This is a genomic window from Aureimonas sp. AU22 (genome assembly GCF_001463745.1).
In the GTDB taxonomy this organism is placed as follows: domain Bacteria; phylum Pseudomonadota; class Alphaproteobacteria; order Rhizobiales; family Rhizobiaceae; genus Aureimonas.
The window spans coordinates 1-15,835 of the sequence record NZ_BBWJ01000047.1 but is presented as its reverse complement, the minus strand read 5'-3'; the positions used below and the strand labels follow the sequence as shown (position 1 = coordinate 15,835).

General features: G+C 67.5%; 13 protein-coding genes and 1 pseudogene. 7 read left to right on the top strand and 7 right to left on the bottom strand.

Going from position 1 to position 15,835, the window contains the following annotated elements:
- Nucleotides 1-137: 137 nt before the first annotated feature.
- Nucleotides 138-1,172 carry a fatty acid desaturase gene (locus AUL34_RS17490; protein ID WP_061936543.1) on the top strand — a complete coding sequence of 345 codons (1,035 nt, stop codon included), beginning with the start codon at nucleotides 138-140 and terminating at the stop codon, nucleotides 1,170-1,172.
- 93 nt (nucleotides 1,173-1,265) lie between these two features.
- Here AUL34_RS17490 and rsgA read toward each other — a convergent pair whose 3' ends face one another.
- Entirely contained in the window at nucleotides 1,266-2,228 is a 963-nt protein-coding gene (rsgA, locus tag AUL34_RS17485) for a ribosome small subunit-dependent GTPase A (RefSeq protein ID WP_082653467.1), read from the bottom strand.
- Nucleotides 2,229-2,635: 407 nt separating this feature from the next.
- On the opposite strand from rsgA, the pseudogene AUL34_RS21985 reads away from it, so the two are divergent.
- Nucleotides 2,636-3,390: pseudogene (locus AUL34_RS21985) on the top strand (IS5 family transposase).
- A gap of 199 nt (nucleotides 3,391-3,589) precedes the next feature.
- Entirely contained in the window at nucleotides 3,590-5,527 is a 1,938-nt protein-coding gene (locus AUL34_RS17470; RefSeq protein ID WP_082653454.1) for a methyl-accepting chemotaxis protein, read from the top strand.
- An 86-nt stretch (nucleotides 5,528-5,613) separates the two neighbouring features.
- Here AUL34_RS17470 and AUL34_RS17465 read toward each other — a convergent pair whose 3' ends face one another.
- Genes AUL34_RS17465 through AUL34_RS17455 form a run of 3 tightly spaced genes read right to left on the bottom strand, consistent with a single transcriptional unit; the run spans nucleotide 5,614 to nucleotide 10,237 of the window.
- Nucleotides 5,614-6,759 (bottom strand): osmoprotectant NAGGN system M42 family peptidase, encoded by a 1,146-nt coding sequence (locus AUL34_RS17465; protein WP_061936538.1) that lies wholly within the window; start codon nucleotides 6,757-6,759, stop codon nucleotides 5,614-5,616.
- An 8-nt stretch (nucleotides 6,760-6,767) separates the two neighbouring features.
- Complete coding sequence (gene ngg / locus AUL34_RS17460; protein ID WP_061936534.1) at nucleotides 6,768-8,465, bottom strand: N-acetylglutaminylglutamine synthetase; 1,698 nt, start codon at nucleotides 8,463-8,465, stop codon at nucleotides 6,768-6,770.
- Nucleotides 8,462-10,237: an N-acetylglutaminylglutamine amidotransferase gene (locus AUL34_RS17455; protein ID WP_061936531.1), complete on the bottom strand. Its 1,776-nt coding sequence runs from the start codon at nucleotides 10,235-10,237 to the stop codon at nucleotides 8,462-8,464. The genes ngg and AUL34_RS17455 overlap by 4 nt, the downstream gene beginning before the upstream one ends.
- Nucleotides 10,238-10,416: 179 nt before the next feature.
- Between AUL34_RS17455 and AUL34_RS17450 the strand changes: the two genes are divergently transcribed.
- The 3 genes from AUL34_RS17450 to AUL34_RS17440 all read left to right on the top strand — a co-directional run bounded on the left by AUL34_RS17450 (nucleotide 10,417) and on the right by AUL34_RS17440 (nucleotide 13,042).
- Nucleotides 10,417-10,878, top strand: coding sequence for a MaoC family dehydratase (locus AUL34_RS17450; protein ID WP_061936793.1), 462 nt, complete (start codon nucleotides 10,417-10,419; stop codon nucleotides 10,876-10,878).
- A 10-nt stretch (nucleotides 10,879-10,888) separates the two neighbouring features.
- Nucleotides 10,889-11,581, top strand: a complete 693-nt coding sequence (gene gph / locus AUL34_RS17445; protein ID WP_061936529.1) for a phosphoglycolate phosphatase — start codon at nucleotides 10,889-10,891, stop codon at nucleotides 11,579-11,581.
- A 99-nt stretch (nucleotides 11,582-11,680) separates the two neighbouring features.
- A complete protein-coding gene (locus AUL34_RS17440) occupies nucleotides 11,681-13,042 on the top strand; it encodes an APC family permease (RefSeq protein WP_061936526.1) in 1,362 nt (453 codons plus the stop codon).
- 15 nt (nucleotides 13,043-13,057) lie between these two features.
- On the opposite strand, the gene AUL34_RS17435 is transcribed toward AUL34_RS17440, so the two are convergent.
- Nucleotides 13,058-13,315 (bottom strand): hypothetical protein, encoded by a 258-nt coding sequence (locus AUL34_RS17435; protein WP_156420978.1) that lies wholly within the window; start codon nucleotides 13,313-13,315, stop codon nucleotides 13,058-13,060.
- Between the two features lie 168 nt (nucleotides 13,316-13,483).
- Here AUL34_RS17435 and AUL34_RS17430 point away from each other — a divergent pair, with 168 nt between their 5' ends.
- Entirely contained in the window at nucleotides 13,484-13,735 is a 252-nt protein-coding gene (locus tag AUL34_RS17430) for a hypothetical protein (RefSeq protein ID WP_061936520.1), read from the top strand.
- 9 nt (nucleotides 13,736-13,744) lie between these two features.
- Here the strand turns inward: AUL34_RS17430 and AUL34_RS17425 are convergent, their stop codons facing one another.
- Nucleotides 13,745-15,091, bottom strand: coding sequence for a sigma-54 dependent transcriptional regulator (locus AUL34_RS17425; RefSeq protein WP_061936517.1), 1,347 nt, complete (start codon nucleotides 15,089-15,091; stop codon nucleotides 13,745-13,747).
- Nucleotides 15,088-15,835, bottom strand: a 748-nt coding sequence (locus tag AUL34_RS17420; RefSeq protein WP_244492624.1) for a sensor histidine kinase, incomplete at its 5' end; no start/stop codon positions are given. The genes AUL34_RS17425 and AUL34_RS17420, both read right to left, overlap by 4 nt.

Here is a 15,835-nt window from a genome sequence, read left to right as displayed (position 1 = left end):
TCGGTCACGGTCGGCCCATCCTGTTTGGGCTGGGCATCGCGACATAGCTCGCAATCTCGTTGATTGCATGCATCTCATACCCGTGCGAGGAGGGCCCGACCCGGTCGTCTCCAGGGTCTCACCTGTGGATCCATCGATTGTCATTTTTGCATGCCGCGCCTGGACGCAGCTTCCAGCGCTCGCCCTCGAGCCTCGACGAGGCCGAGATCCGCCGCCTATCGCGTCACTGCCTTCGGTACCGTGATGCCGACGACCGCAAAGCCTGGATTCAGCTCAGTACCACGCTCGCTCTGTTCCTCCTTGCGGCGGGGCTGATGCTCTATGGAGCAGCGTCGGGGGCTTGGGCGCTTCTTGTGCTGTTTCTTCCGGCCGGTGGGCTTCTCGTGCGTTTGTTCGGAGTTCAGCACGACTGCGGCCATAACTCGTTTTTCGAATCCAAGAGAACCAACCGTCTCGTTGGGCGCCTCCTCAGCGTCTTCACTCTGACGCCCTTCGGCTACTGGAGCCGCTCGCATGCCGTGCATCACACGACGGCGGGCGATCTCGGACGGCGAGGGATCGGCGACGTCGACACCTTGACGGTCGACGAATACGCTGCACTGCCACGCGGTGCGAAGCTGCGCTACCGCATCTATCGCCATCCCTTGTTTCTCCATGTGCTCGGACCGCCGCTCTACTTCATCCTGTTGCAGCGCTCGCCCTTTGGGCAGGCGCTTCCCGTTCAGGATGCCTGGCGCAGTATCATGGGGCTGAACCTCGCCCTCCTGTTGATCTACGGCGGTTTGGTCGCGGCTCTGGGCGGTGCCGTCGTCGCTCTGGCGGTGCTCCCGACGGCTTTCGTCGCATCCTGGGTCGGCGGCTGGCTCTTCTTCGTGCAGCACCAGTTCGAGGACACGCACTGGGAATTATCCGATGCGTGGAGCCTCCAGCGCGCAGCGCTCAGCGGTAGCTCCTACTACGTGATGCCGAAGGTGCTGCAGTGGTTCACCGGCAATATCGGGCTCCACCATATCCACCATCTGAACCCTCGGATCCCCAACTACCGTCTGCAGTCGTGTCTCGACGACGAACCGGCGTTGGGAACCCTGTCCCGCTTGACGATCCGCGAAAGCTTCCAGTGCATCGGACTTGCATTGTGGGACCCTGCCCGGCGCAAACTCGTCGCGTTCTGAAGTGGTACGGCCGCTCGGGCCGGCGCTAGGAGCATATCGGCGTACGCCTTCTCCATTTGGTCGCCAGCCGGACCGACAGTCTTGGAAGGGTTGTCAGCGTTGCCTGCCGCGGCCTCGGCCGGGTTGACCACCTGCACCTCGAGGCTTCGTCCGGTCGTTCTTGGCATTCTCGTTTTGGAGCAGACGCCAGCGCTCCAGGCGCTGAGGATCAACGGCGCCCTCCGTCACGGCCGCGCGCACCGCGCATCCCGGTTCATGCGCGTGGCTACAGTCGCGAAAACGGCAGCGGGCCGCGAGTTCCGTGATCTCGGCGAACAGAACGTCCAGCCCGTCCGCGAGGTCGCTGACTTGCAAGCTGCGAATGCCGGGTGTGTCGATCACCCAGCCTCCACCCCGGATGGGGTGAAGCGAGCGGGCCGTCGTGGTGTGACGCCCCTTGGCATCCTGCTCGCGAATGGACCCCGTTTCCTGCGGCGGCTCCTCGGTCGCGCCGACCAGCGTGTTTACCAGCGTCGATTTGCCAACGCCCGAAGAGCCGACCAGCGCAACCGTCTGGCCGCGACCGCACCAGCGGGCGAGCGTGGCGACGGTCTGTGCCGCCTTGGGGTGGACCACCACGACGTCGAGCCCCCGTTGCAGCCCACGGGCTCCGTCTTCGTAGAACGAGAGGTCTTCCGCCAAATCCGCTTTGGTCAATACGATCACCGGCTCGATCCCGGCTTGGTTGGCCCATGCCAGATACCGCTCGAGCCGCGCTGGATTGAAGTCCAGGTTGCACGATGTCACGATGAAGAGCGTGTCGATGTTGGCCCCGCCGAGCTGCGGGACGCTGCCGCCTGACACGCGACGCTCGATCAAAGACCGGCGTTCGAGGCGCCGGTGGAGATGCGCGGTAACGGGATCGACGAGAACGAAGTCGCCCACGGCGAACTGGCTGGTGGTGACGTTTGGCCCAAGCACTGGCTCAACGACACCGCGCGCCGACAGTGCGGTCAGGCGCGAGCGGTGGACCCGAGAGATGCGAGCGGGTTCGAGTCCCGCATCGTCCGGCATCATCTGCTCGGCGAAGAATGCGCTCCAACCCAGAGCGCCGAGGGGCGCATGCTCAGCCTCTTGCCGCGGCGCGATCAATGTCCGGCTCGATACGGGACGGCGAGCGCGTTCGGGTTCTCACCCGCGTGGTCAATGCCCTCTGCCATGTTATCGCGTTCCACTCCGCTTCAAGGTTTTCTGGTTCCGACGGCTTCTCGCACCATCCCATGCATAAGCGCACAAGCACGACGCGAATAGTTGAATGGCGGGCTTTCCTGCCTGATGTGCCCGGACGTCGACCTTCCGCCTTCAGCCCATAGCCATTGTCTGAAATGATTTCCGACAAGGTGGTTTGCAGACCGTCAGTTAGGGTCAGGACCTATTGATTTGAGACGCGCCGTCTGATTCAGGCTCTGCTGTGGGGACTGGATATGAGCGGCCTGTACTGGCTGACGGATGAGCAGATGGATCGGCCTCGTCCGTTCTCTCCCAAAAGCCACGGCAGGCCACGTGTCGACGACCAGCGGTTCTCACCGGCATCATCTTCGTCAACCGCAACGGCTTGCGCCGGCGCGATGCGCCCAAGGACTATGGGCCCGCGAAGACGCTCACCAACCGTTGGAAGCGTTGGGGTGAAGCGGGTGTCCTCGTCCGAATGATGGAAGGATTGGCCGCAGGCGGCGCCGATCCCCGAACAATCATGATCGACGCGACCTACCTGAAGGCGCACCGCACGGCATCGAGCCTGGCGGTCAAAAAGGGGGGCTTGGCCGCCTGACCGGCCGCACCAAGGGCAGCATGAACACCAATCTCCATGCTGTCGCCGATGCGAACGGTCGCCCGCTGAGCTTCGTCCTGCCCGCCGGGCCCGTCAGCGACTGCACCGGGACAGCGGCGCTTCCGAACGATCTGCCCAAGGCGCAATGGTTGCTCGGCGATCGGGGCTACGATGCCGATTGGTTCCGGGACGCTCTTGAGGCGAAAAGCATCAAGCCCTGCATTCCAGGGCGGAAGTCCGCGATGCACACGTACGCCACGACAAGCGCCGCTACCGGCGACGCAACCGCATCGAGACATGTTCGGGAGGCTGAAGGATTGGCGCCGCGTCGCAACCCGCTACGACCGATGCCCAACGGTCTTCTTCTCTTCCATCGCGCTGGCCGCCACCGTTCTAATCCAGCTCTAAGCTACGAGTCCTGACCCTAAAAATTCTTGCAGCGTGGCGCCTGGATCCACCGGCTTCGCCCCCTGGAACGCAATCAGGTCGCGGCTCGACATGTCGATCTTGACATGAAACGGTCACGTACCAAGTCGCGCGCCAAAAATTAGCGGTATCGCAACCCGGACGTGCGAGCGTCTCCGATGATTTCGTCGGAGATGCCTTGATGCTTCGCAACCTGTCACTGCCGGTCAAGCTGACGTCGATGCTGGCCATGAGTCTTCTCCTGGTCACGGTTCTCGTCAGCCTGTCCGGAACCGCGCTCCTGAACGCCGATGCCGTCGAGCGGGCGGAGGAGCGGCAGGAGGTCAACATGCGCGTCGCGTGGGATGTCCTGTCATCCTACGGCAAGGGGTTCGATCGGAAGGGCGACACGCTCTCCGTCGGCAGCACCGTCCTCAACGACTTCAGCGAGCCCGTCGATCGCATCAAGGCGCTCGTCGGGGGGACGGCGACCGTCTTCATGGGCGACAAGCGCGTCACCACCAACGTGACGAAGCCGGACGGCTCTCGCGCCGTCGGCACGACCCTGGCCGCCGGACCCGTCTACGACGCGGTGCTGAAGGCGGGCACGCCCTATCGCGGCGAAGCCGAGATTCTCGGCACGCCTTTCTTCACCGCCTACGACCCGATCCGCAACGCGGCCGGCGAGGTGATCGGCGTCCTCTATGTCGGCATTCCGCAGGCCGAGTTCCTCGCGCCGATCCTCGACGTCCAATACAAGCTCGTCGGCGTCTGCGTCGGTGCGGCGCTCCTGATCGGCGTCGTCTTCCTGTGGGCGACCCGTCGGCTGATGGCTCCGCTTCGCCCGTTGATCCAGACCATCGCGGATGTCGCGGCGGGCCGCACCGACGGCACGGTGCGCGGAATGGAGCGCGGCGACGAGCTCGGGCGCATCGCGCGCTCCGTCGAGGATCTGCGGCAGGCGCGCATCGCCCAGCAGCGGCTGGAGGTCGAAGCGGACGAGGCTCGCCGCGCGCAGGTGGCAAGCGCCGAACGGCAGCTGGCGTTGGACGGCGCGAAGGCCGACGACCTTCGTGCGTTCGTGGGCCAGGTCGACGCGGGCTTCGCCAAACTCGCAGCCGGCGATCTGACCGTGCGCATGGGCACGGCGGTGGCGCCGGAATTCGAACCGATCCGCGACCAGTTCAACGGCGCCGTCGCCCAGCTGGAAGACACGATCGGCAAGGTGGTCGGGGCGGTCGGCGCCATGCGCTCGGGCCTGTCGGAAATCACGGTGGCGGCGGGCGATCTGTCCCAGCGCACCGAGCAGCAGGCCGCGAGCCTGGAAGAGACCGTGGCGGCGCTCGGCGAGGTCACGCGCGGCGTCGGCGACACGGCGGCGCGTGCGGACGCGGCCCGTCAGGCGGCCTCGCTGGCTTGCCGCGAGGCGGAGCGCGGCGGCGAGGTCGTGGCGCGCGCCGTCTCGGCCATGGCAGAGATCGAACAGTCCTCGACCCGGATCGGCAACATCATCGGCGTCATCGACGAGATCGCCTTCCAGACCAACCTCCTGGCGCTGAACGCGGGCGTCGAGGCCGCGCGCGCCGGCGAGGCGGGCCGGGGCTTCGCGGTGGTGGCGCAGGAGGTGCGCGGCCTTGCCCAGCGCTCGGCGGAAGCGGCGAAGGAGATCAAGGGTCTGATCGAGGCGTCGAGCGCCCAGGTCGGCTCGGGCGTCGAGCTGGTGTCGGCGTCGGGACAGAGCCTGCAGGCGATCGTCACCCAGGTGGGCGGCGTCGCGCAGGCGATCGCGGAAATGGCGGACGCGGCGCGCGAGCAGGCGATTTCGCTGCGTGAGGTGTCGACCGCAGCCGACCAGATGGACAAGGTCACGCAGCAGAACGCGGCGATGGTCGAGGAAACGACGGCGGCAGCGCAGACGCTCTCGGCCGAGACGGAGGGCCTGAAAGAGCTGGTCGGCGGTTTTGCGATCGGTGGCGGAGAGGTCATGCCGCTTTCGCATGCGCGCCCGATGCCGGTTCGCCGCGTGGCGCCGTCTTCGCCTTCGGGTCGTCCAGTGGCACAGATGCGCAGCTTCGGCCATGGCGGTGCTGCGCCCCGGGCTTCCGCCCAACCGGCGGAGGAGGGCTGGGAGGAGTTCTAGGCTTCTCGCGACCCTCGTCCTTGCGATCGACGTTTCGGCCGCCGCGTTCCTAGGGGGCGCGGCGGTCTTGCGTTGGGCGCGGGGCGTCAGCTTCCTTCGTCGTCGAAGCCGAGCCCTGCTTCCACGGCCGGCTGGCTGGTGAAGCCCTCGAGGCCGGCCCGCAGCTTGATGTCGCGCTCGATCTCCAGCGGCGACACGGCGTAGGCGGTGAGAAGCTCCGCCAGCGAGCGCAGGGCATGGATGTGGATGCGCTCCCAGCCGTGCGAGGCATCGACGCCGAAGGTGACGAGCGCCGTGCGCACGTCGTGGCCGGCCACCACCGCGGAGGCCGAGTCGGAGCGGTAGTAGCGGAACACGTCCTTCTGGAAGCGGATGTCCTCGTCCCGGCAGAGCCGCACGAGCTTGCGGGTCAGGTGGTAGTCGAACGGACCGGTCTGGTCGGCCATGGCGACCGTCACGCCGAATTCGGCGGAGTTCTGACCCGGCGCCGAGGTGCCGTTGTCCACCGCCACCATGGACGCGACCTCCGGCGTCAGGATGGATGCCGCGCCGACGCCCACCTCTTCGGCGATGGTGAAGAGCCAGTGCGTGTCGACGGGCGTCGCCGACTTCTCGCGCTCCAGCGCCTCGATCGAGGCGAGCATCACGGCGACGCCGGCCTTGTCGTCGAGATGGCGCGAGACGATGAAGCCGTTGTCCAGGAACTCCGGCTGCGGGTCGATCGCCACGGTGTCGCCGACATCGACCCCGAGCTTGAGGGTGTCTTCGCGGTTGCGCGTGTGGTCGTCGATGCGCAGCTCCACATGAGGCCAGCCGACCGGTGCCGTGTCCACCTCTTCGTTGAACGTGTGGCCGGAGGCCTTCAGCGGCAGGATCGTGCCGCGAAACGTCTTGTCCTCGGCCAGGACGGTGGCGCGCGCCCCTTCCGCAAAGCGCGCCGACCAGTGACCGATCGGCACGAGCTCCAGCCGCCCGTTCTCCTTGATCGCCTTCACCTGCGCGCCCAGCGTGTCGACGTGGGAGACGATGGCACGTGCGGCGGCACGGCGGCTGCCCTGTCGCACGGCGCGGATCGCCCCGCGTCGCGTCAACTCGACCTCGAGCCCCAGCCGCTGCAGCTCCTCGCTGACGTGGCGCACCACCGAATCCGTGTAGCCCGTCGGGCTCGGGATATGGAGGAGCGCGTGCAGCTGGGCGAGAAGGTAGTCGGTGTCGATCGTGTGGCGGGCCATGGGTTCTGTCAGCCGGAGATGCGACGCTTGGAGCGGAGGGTCCGAACGGAAGCGGGAATGGACAACGGGAACAGAAGATCCACGAAGCGCTCGGCCGTCGGCTGCGGCTCGTGGTTGGCAAGGCCCGGCCGCTCGTTCGCCTCGATGAAGACGTAGGTTTCCTCGCGCGCGTCCTCGACCATGAAATCGATGCCGCAGACCGGGATGTCGATCGCGCGCGCGGCCGCCACGGCCGCTTCGACGAGGCGCGGATGGACGATGTCGGTGACGTCGTGGATCGTGCCGCCGGTGTGGAGGTTCGCGGTGCGGCGAACCGTGACGTTCGTTCCTTCCGGGATCGTGTCGTCCCAGCCGTAGCCGGCCCCACGCAGGGTGCGCTCGGTTTCGGCGTCGAGGGGCACCTTGGATTCGCCCCCCGTGGCGGCGGCGCGCCGGCGCGACAGCCGCTCGATCAGCTCGCGCGCCGTGGAACGGCCATCGCCGACGATGCAGGGCGGGCGGCGGATGGCGGCGGCGACGAGCCGGAAGTCGATCACCACGAGGCGCAGGTCCTCGCCGGTGAAGCAGGCCTCGATCAGCACGCGCTCGCATTCGCGCCGAGCGGTTTCGATCGCGGTCCGCACCGCTTCCATGGTTTCCAGACCGACGGCGATGCCGCGCCCCTGCTCGCCGCGCGCCGGCTTGACGACGACGGACCCGTGGCGGGCGAGGAACTCGGCGATCGTCTCGTCGCCCTCGTGGGCGCCGATCTGCTCGGGCACCTTCACGCCGGCTTCCTCGACGAGACGGCGGGTGACGCTCTTGTCGTCGCAGATCGACAAGGCGACGGCCGACGTCAGTTCCGACAGGCTCTCGCGGCAGCGCAGGCTGCGTCCGCCGTAGGTCAATCGGAAGAACCCGCCCTGCGCGTCGAGGATCTCGGCGTGGATGCCGCGCCGGCGCGCTTCGTCGATGATGATGCGCGCATAGGGGTTCAGTGCTTCCTCGACGCTCGCCGAACCGGTGAACAGGCGCTCGTTGATGGAGTTGCGCCGTTTCACCGCGAAGACCGGCAGGCGCTCGAAGCCGAGCCGCTCGTAAAGCGCGATGGCCGGCTCGTTGTCGTGCATCACCGATAGGTCCATCGTGGCGCAGCCGGCGTCGCGATAGTGTTCGGCCAACGCGCGCACCAGCGCCTCGCCGATACCGGGCGGGGCGGCCTGGGGGTCGATGGCAAGGCACCAGAGCGAGGAGCCACGCTCGGGATCGGCGAAGGCGCGGCCGTGATCGACGCCGGTGACGGTGCCGAGGATCGCGCCGCTCGCCTCGTCTTCGGCCACGAGATAGGTCAGCACCTCGTCCTTGCGGTGGCGCCAGAGAAAGTCCGGGTCGACCGGCACCATGTTGCGCGACCGGTAGATGCGGTTGACGGCGGTCGTGTCGCCGACGGCGGCCAGCCTGCGCACGGTGAAGCCGGCGGGCTCGCGCCCACCCGCCTGGAGGCTCGACAGATCGAGGCGGTAGGTGTGCGAGGGGTCGAGGAAGAGGTCCTGCGGGGCCTGCGCGAGGAGGACGTGCGGATCGCTGACGTGGAAGGCGATGTCGCGGCGATCGGGACCCTCCTCGTCGAGGGAGCGCGCCAGTTCCGCCGGATCCGCGAAGGTCGCGGCGAAGACGAGGCGGCCCCAGCCGCAGTCGACGACGGCGTTGGCATTGGGCCCGCTCATAGGCCCTGTTCCTGCAGCCAGAGTTCCAAGAGCGTCGCCTGCCAGAGTTCGGAGCCCTGAAGCGGGGTGATGTGGGCGGCGGGGTCGGCGAAGAGCTTGTCGAGCCAGGCCGGTTCGAACAGGCCGCGCTCGCGCGCCCGGCTCGAGCCCATCGCGTCGCGCACCATGTCGAGCGTCGGACCGGCGAGATACTTCAGCTGCGGGACGGGGAAGTAGCCCTTCTTGCGATCGATCACCTCGTGCGGGATCACGAGACGGGCGACGTCCTTGAGGATGCCCTTGCCGCCGCCCTTGAGCTTCTCGGCGGACGGAACGCGCGCGGCCAGTTCCGCCAGCTCATGGTCGAGGAACGGCACGCGCGCTTCCAGGCCCCAGGCCATCGTCATGTTGTCGACGCGCTTGACCGGGTCGTCCACCAGCATGACCTGGCTGTCAATGCGCAGCGCCTTGGCGACGGGATCGTCGGCACCGGGCAGTGCGAAGTGATCGCGCACGAAGTCGCCGCTCGCGTCGAAGCCGGCATGCCAGCGCGGCCGGAGCTGGCCGGACAGGGTCTCGTGCGTGCGGTCGAAGAAGGCGCCTCGATAGGTCGCCAACGGGTCGGCGGCGTCCGCCATCGGCGGATACCAGTGATAGCCCGCGAAGATCTCGTCGGCGCCCTGGCCGGACTGGACGACCTTGATGTGCTTCGATACCTCACGCGACAGGAGGTAGAAACCGATATTGTCGTAGGAGACCATGGGTTCCGACATGGCGCGGATGGCGCCCGGCAGCTGCTCGAGGAGTTCGCTGCCCGGCACGAAGATCTTGTGATGGCGCGTGCCGTAGTGCTTGGCGATCAGGTCGGAATATTCGAACTCGTTGCCGACTTCGCCATTGGCGTCCTCGAAGCCGATGGAAAAGGTGGATAGACCCGTCTGCCCGGCTTCCGCGAGGAGGCCGACGATCAGCGAGGAATCTACGCCGCCCGAGAGCAGTACGCCGACCGGGACGTCGGCGACCATGCGCCGCTTGACCGCAAGGCGCAGCGCATCGAGCACCCTATCGCGCCATTCCTCCGCCGAGCGCGCCTCGTCGCCGGCCTGCGGCCCGAAAGGCGGCGACCAGAAGGTCTCGTCGTCGAAGCGCCCGTCCGGCTCGATCATCCGGGTCGTTGCCGGCGGTAGTTTGCGCACGCCCTTGAGAATGGTGAGGGGCGCCGGCACCACCGCGTGGAAGCTCATGTAGTGATGGAGTGCCACGGGATCGATCGAGCGATCCACCTCGCCGGTCGCGACCAGCGCCGGCAGCGAGGAGGCGATCAGCAGGCGGTCCTTCGTCTGCGACAGGTACATCGGCTTGATGCCGAACCGGTCGCGCGCCAGCATGACCCGGCCGCTCTCGCGTTCGTGGATCGCGAAGGCGAACATGCCGTGGAAGCGCTTCACGCAGTCGCGGCCCCAGGCGTGGTAGGCCTTGAGGATGACCTCCGTGTCGCCGTGCGAGAAGAAGCGGTAGCCGAGCCCCTGCAACTCCTGTCGCAGCTCGGGGTAGTTGTAGATACAGCCGTTGAAGGCGAGGGTGAGCCCGAGGTCCGGGTCCTCCATCGGCTGTGCGGCCTTTTCCGACAGGTCGATGATCTTGAGGCGACGGTGGCCGAAGCCGACGCGTCCGCGCAGCACCATGCCGGCACCGTCGGGTCCGCGTGGACTGAGACACTGCCCCATTGCGGCGATGCGCTCGGGGGAGGCGAAGCCGCCGTCGAAGCGGATTTCACCGCAGATGCCGCACATGACCTGGTCCTTCTTCGCGTCCGTCTTCCGCCTGCACATAGGCCACGCTGCGCTGCGGCAACCCCGTAAGGCCTTGGCGGGGTGCAGCCGGACGACTATGACCGGCTGGGAATGGTTCGAAAGGAAGGCACGCCGTGGCACGGGACGACGAGGACGCGCTGCGACAACGGCTGGTGTCGATGGAGACCTATCGCACCTATCTCGACGGCGAGGCGTTCGTCTCCGACTGGCTCACGGTCGACCAGGGGATGATCGACCGGTTCGCCGACGCCACGAACGACCACCAGTTCATTCACGTCGATCCCGAACGCGCCAGGGCGGAGACACCGTTCGGCGGCACGATCGCCCACGGATTCCTCTCGCTCTCGCTGCTTTCGACGCTCGCCTACGACGCGATGCCGGGCGTCGAGCGCACGCGCATGGGGGTGAATTACGGGTTCGACGAAGTGCGCTTCCTGACCCCGGTCAAGAGCGGCGCCCGGGTGCGCGGCAGCTTCCAGCTCGTCGCCCTCAAGGAACGGGCGGTCAGCCTGCAATCCACCTGGAACGCGGCGGTCGAGATCGAGGGTGCGCCGAAGCCCGCCTTCGTCGCCCGCTGGATCACGCTGGCGGTGCTCGACCCGCCGGCGGACGAAACCTGAGGGAACCTTGATGACCGACACGCCATCCTGGCCCCGCGCCATCCTGTTCGATCTCGACGGCACGCTGGTGGATTCCCTGCCCGACATCCACGAAGCGTTGAACCAGACGCTGGAGAGCCTCGGCGAGCCGCCCTTCACCATCGAGGCCGTGGGACGCATGGTGGGGCAGGGCGTGCAGGTGCTGGTGGGGCGCGCCTACGAGGCGCTCGGCAAGGAGATCGATCATGCGACGCGCGACAAGATCGCCGACCGGTATCTCGCCATCTACTCCGCCCGCGCCACCGAGCTGACGACGCTAAACGCAGGTGCGACGGATGCCGTGCGCATCCTCGCCGACCGCGGCATCGCGCTCGGCGTCGTCACGAACAAACCCGGCACCGAGACCGCCGACATCCTCGCCCATTTCGGGCTTGCCGACCGTATGGCGGTGGTGGTCGGAGGCGATGCCGGACCGAGCAAGAAACCGGCGCCCGACCTTCTGGTCTATGCCTGCCGACAACTCGGCATCGAGCCCGGCGATGCTCTTTTCGTCGGCGATTCCGAGAACGACGTCGAAGCCGCGCAGGCCGCCGGCATGCCCGTGGTCGCCATGCGCGGCGGCTATACGGCAAGGGAAGTCGAGAGCCTCGGCGCCGACCTCGTGCTCGACCGCCTGGACGAGATCCCGGATCGGCTCAGCGAGATCGCACTGCCGTCTGCCTGATTTTCGCCGGATTTTCGCCTCGCCGTCGTCGCCTTTGTCGTGTGGTGGGCTATCTTCCGTTCCTGCGGGCAGGTCCCGTGATAGACGGGGCGCAGCGGCATGGCGACGGATCGGGGACAGGAAACAGGACTCAAGCGTTCGGTCGGGCTGTTTCAGGTTACGCTGCTGGGGCTCGGCTCCATGCTCGGCGCCGGTGTCTACGGGCTGATCGGCGAGGCGGCGAGCGAACTGGGAAGCGCGGTCTGGGTCGCCTTCATGGTGTCCATGGTGGCGGCGCTCCTGACGGGTCTCTCCTACGCCTCCATCGCCTCGCGCTATCCGCGGGCCGGCGGCGCGGCCTACGTCACGCAGCGCGCCTATCGCCACCCGCTCCTGTCCTACACGGTGGGCCTTGCTGTGGTGTGCTCGGGCCTCACGTCCATCGCCACCCAGAGCAACGTCGTGGCACGTAATTTCGCCAGCATCCTCGGGATCGACACGCCGCAGAGCGTCCTCGCCATCGGCTTCCTCGTGATCCTCGCCGGCATCCTGTTCCGGGGCATCACCGAATCGCTGTGGCTGAACGCCGTCTGCACGATCGTCGAGGCCTTCGGCCTCATCCTCGTGATCGCGGTCGGCGTTTCCTACTGGGGCAACGCCAACCTTCTGGAATTCCCGACCGGCGGCGAGGGCGCCGTCGAGGGTTCCGTCATGCTGCTCGTGGCGCAAGGCGCGGTGCTGACCTTCTTCTCGTTCATCGGCTTCGAGGACATGCTCAACGTGTCGGAGGAGGTGAAGGAGCCCGAACGTACCATGCCGATCGCGATGATCTCGGCGATGCTGATGGCGACGGTGATCTACATCTGCATCGCGATCACGGCGGTATCGGTCGTCCCGTGGCGGGAACTCGCCGAGGCCGCCGGTCCGCTGACGCTGGTGGTGGAGCGCGCCGCGCCCTGGTTCCCGACGGGCATCTATGCCGGCATCACGATCTTCGCCGTCGCCAACACCGCACTCGTCAATTACGTGATGGCCTCGCGCCTGCTCTACGGGATGTCGCGTCAGGGCCTGATGCCGGAAGCGCTCGGTCGCGTCCACGCGACGCGGCGCACGCCCTATGTCGCGATCGGCGCGCTGCTCGTGATCGTGGTCCTCCTGTCGCTCGTCGGCGACATCGGAGCCCTCGCAGCCTCCACCGTGCTCTTGCTGCTGATCGTGTTCACCGTGGTGAACATCGCCCTCCTCGTACTGCAGCGGCGGCCGGGCGAGGCCAAGGGCCGCTTCGAGGTGCCCCGGTTCGTGCCGGCGCTCGGCGCGCTCGTCTGCGCCTCGCTCATCGTCGTGCGTATCGGGCAGGGCGAGTGGACGGCGCCGATCATCGCCATCGGCCTTCTTGCGGCGATCGTGGTCCTCTACTTCGTGACGGGCGTGGGCCGCTCGGGCGGCATCGACCGCTTCATCGAGAGCGAAGCGGGGAGCTGACGGCGGAGCCTCGCGTCAGAACACGATCTTGCGCGGCACGTAGCCGCCACGCTGGACGATGGAGGCGATCGCGAGCTGTTCGCGGATCGGCTTCGACAGGATCGGCAGAACGCGCCGTTCGAACGTGTCGCGCTCGGACGCGCCGAGCGAGCCGAGACCATGGCTGGCCACCTGTTCCGCAACCCGTTTCTCCTCGGACCCGGACTTGAGAAGCTTTGCTTCGATGACTTCGCGGATCAGGGCACTCAATTCGGGATCTACGGCGCTGCTCATTCTCGACGTCCTGCACTTTTCGAGGCTCGAATTAGGCGGACAGATGGGCCATGTCGAGGCACCCCGAGCGCCCCAAGCGGTGGATGTGAAACTTCGCCGCAATCGGGAGCCGATGCGCGCCAGCTTTGTTGGAGAAGGATTGCCTCGAACCGCACTGGAGCCCACCCGATGAGCCAGACCAACCTTTCCGACGGCGCCCTGTCCATTCTGGTCTTTGCCGCCTACCACTCGCTGGTCAGCGGCGAGACGGTGACCCGCGTCGTGCTCGACGACGGCAAGGGCCACAAGGCGGACGCCGAGGGCGTGCGGGAGATGGAGGAGGCCGGGCTTCTCGATCCCGAGGGCGAACGGGGGACCCTGACCGAAGCCGGCCGGGACCGCCTGGAGAAGCTGATCGGAACGCTCCGCTCGGCTGCCTGACCGCTCTCCTTACGCGTCCGCGGCGAAGTCGCGACGGCTGATGCCGTGCCGCTGGAGCTTGTCATAGAAGGTCTTGCGGGGGATGCCGAGCGCTTCCACCGTGCGCCGCACATCCCCCGCGTTCTCGCCGAGCACCTGCCGGATCGTGTCCGCCTCGAATCGATCGACGCGCTCGGGCAGGGTCAGGCTCGGGGGGGCCGTTGCGTCTGTCGCCACGTCGGCGTCGAGCCCCAGCACCACGCGCTCGGCATGATGGGCGAGTTCGCGCACGTTGCCCGGCCAGGAGTGCGAGGCGAGACGCTGGAGAAGCGCCGGCGACACGGTCGGGGGCTCGCGCCGGAAGCGCTCGGCGGCGCGGCGCAGGAAATGGGCGAACAGGAGCGGAACGTCGGAGCCGCGTTCGCGCAGGGGCGGGATGCGCACCGTCACGACGTTGAGACGATAGAACAGATCCTCGCGGAAATAGGCCCGCGCCTCGGCCGAGCCGAGGTCCACCTTGGCGGCGGCGACGACGCGAAGATCGAGCGACCGGCGCTCGTTTGTGCCGAGCGGCTCCACCTCGCGCGTTTCGAGAACGCGCAGCAGCTTCACCTGCAGGGCCGCGGGCATGGACTCGATCTCGTCCAGGAACAGGGTGCCGCCGCTCGAATGCTCGATGCGACCGACGCGCCGCTTGGCGGCGCCTGTGAACGCCCCGACCTCGTGGCCGAAGAGCTCGCTTTCGATCACCGTCTCCGGCAGAGCCCCGCAATTCAACGCCACGAAAGGCTTGGCCGCCCGGCGGCTCCAGTGGTGCAGGGCGCTCGCCACCACTTCCTTGCCGGTCCCCGTCTCGCCTTCGACGAGAACGTCGACATCCGCGTCGGCGATTTGCCGAAGCGTGCGCCGCAGCCGCTCCATCGCCGGGCTCTCGCCGATCAGCGGAAGATCGTCGTCGCTTCGCTCGGCCAGGGCCCGCAGCCGCCGGTTCTCGAGGACGAGGTCCCGCTTCTCGCTGGCCCGGGCGATGCTCTGGACGAGGCGGTCGGTCGGGTAGGGTTTGGCGATGAAGTCGTAGGCACCTTCCCGAAGCGCGTCCACGGCCATCGCGATGTCGCCGTGGCCGGTGACGAGAATCACCGGCAGATCGGGGTCGAGCCGGCGTACCGCGCGGAACAGGTCGAGCCCGTCCATCCCCGGCATGCGGATATCGGTGACGAGGACGCCGGGAAAGTCGGGAGAGAGCGCTGCGAGCGCCGCGCGCGCGTCGGCGAAGGGCAGGGGCCTCCAACCGGCAAGCGACAACGCCTGCGCGCCCGCCTCGCGCAGGTCCGCATCGTCGTCGACGAAGGCGATGGTCCGCTCGGCAGGGGTCATGGTTCTGCGATCCTCAGGCGGGCGGTGAAGGTGGCGCCCTGGCCGGGCCGGCTGTCGACAAGAAGGGAACCGCCCCATTCGGACAGAATGTCCTTGGTTATCACCAGCCCGAGCCCGAGCCCGCGCGGCTTGGAGGTGGAAAACGGCGTGAACAGGGTCGCGAGTTGCTCCGGCGGGATGCCGGGTCCGTTGTCGCGCACGATCAGATCGACCGCACCGACGCCCCCGGCGGTCGCGATCTCGACTCGTGCGCCCACCCGGCCATCCATCGCATCGAGCGCGTTCTGGATGAGATTAACGAGGACCTGTTCGAGACGCACGCGCTCGCCGATCACCTCGAAGGACGCCAGATCCGCGTCGCGCAGGATGGGCACCCCGGCCGTATCCAGCCGCCCCTGCAGCACCATGATCGCGCCCTCGACGGCTTCGGCGAGGTTAACGGGCTCCATGGGATGCGAGCCCCGCCGGGCATGGCCCTTCAACGTGTCGGTGATCCGACCGATGCGCTCGGTGAGGCCGACGACGTTGCCGAGGTTGCGCTGCGTGGTCGCGACGTCGCCGCGTTCCAGGAAGCGCGCGGCGTTCTCGGCATAGGTACGGATCGCGGCCACCGGCTGGTTGATCTCATGCGCGACGCCCGCCGTGATCTGGCCGAGCGAGGCGAGGCGGTTGGCCTGATCGAGGCTGTGGCGCAGCGTCTCGACGCGCTCTTCGGCGGCTTGGCGGGTGCGGCTTTCCTCGACG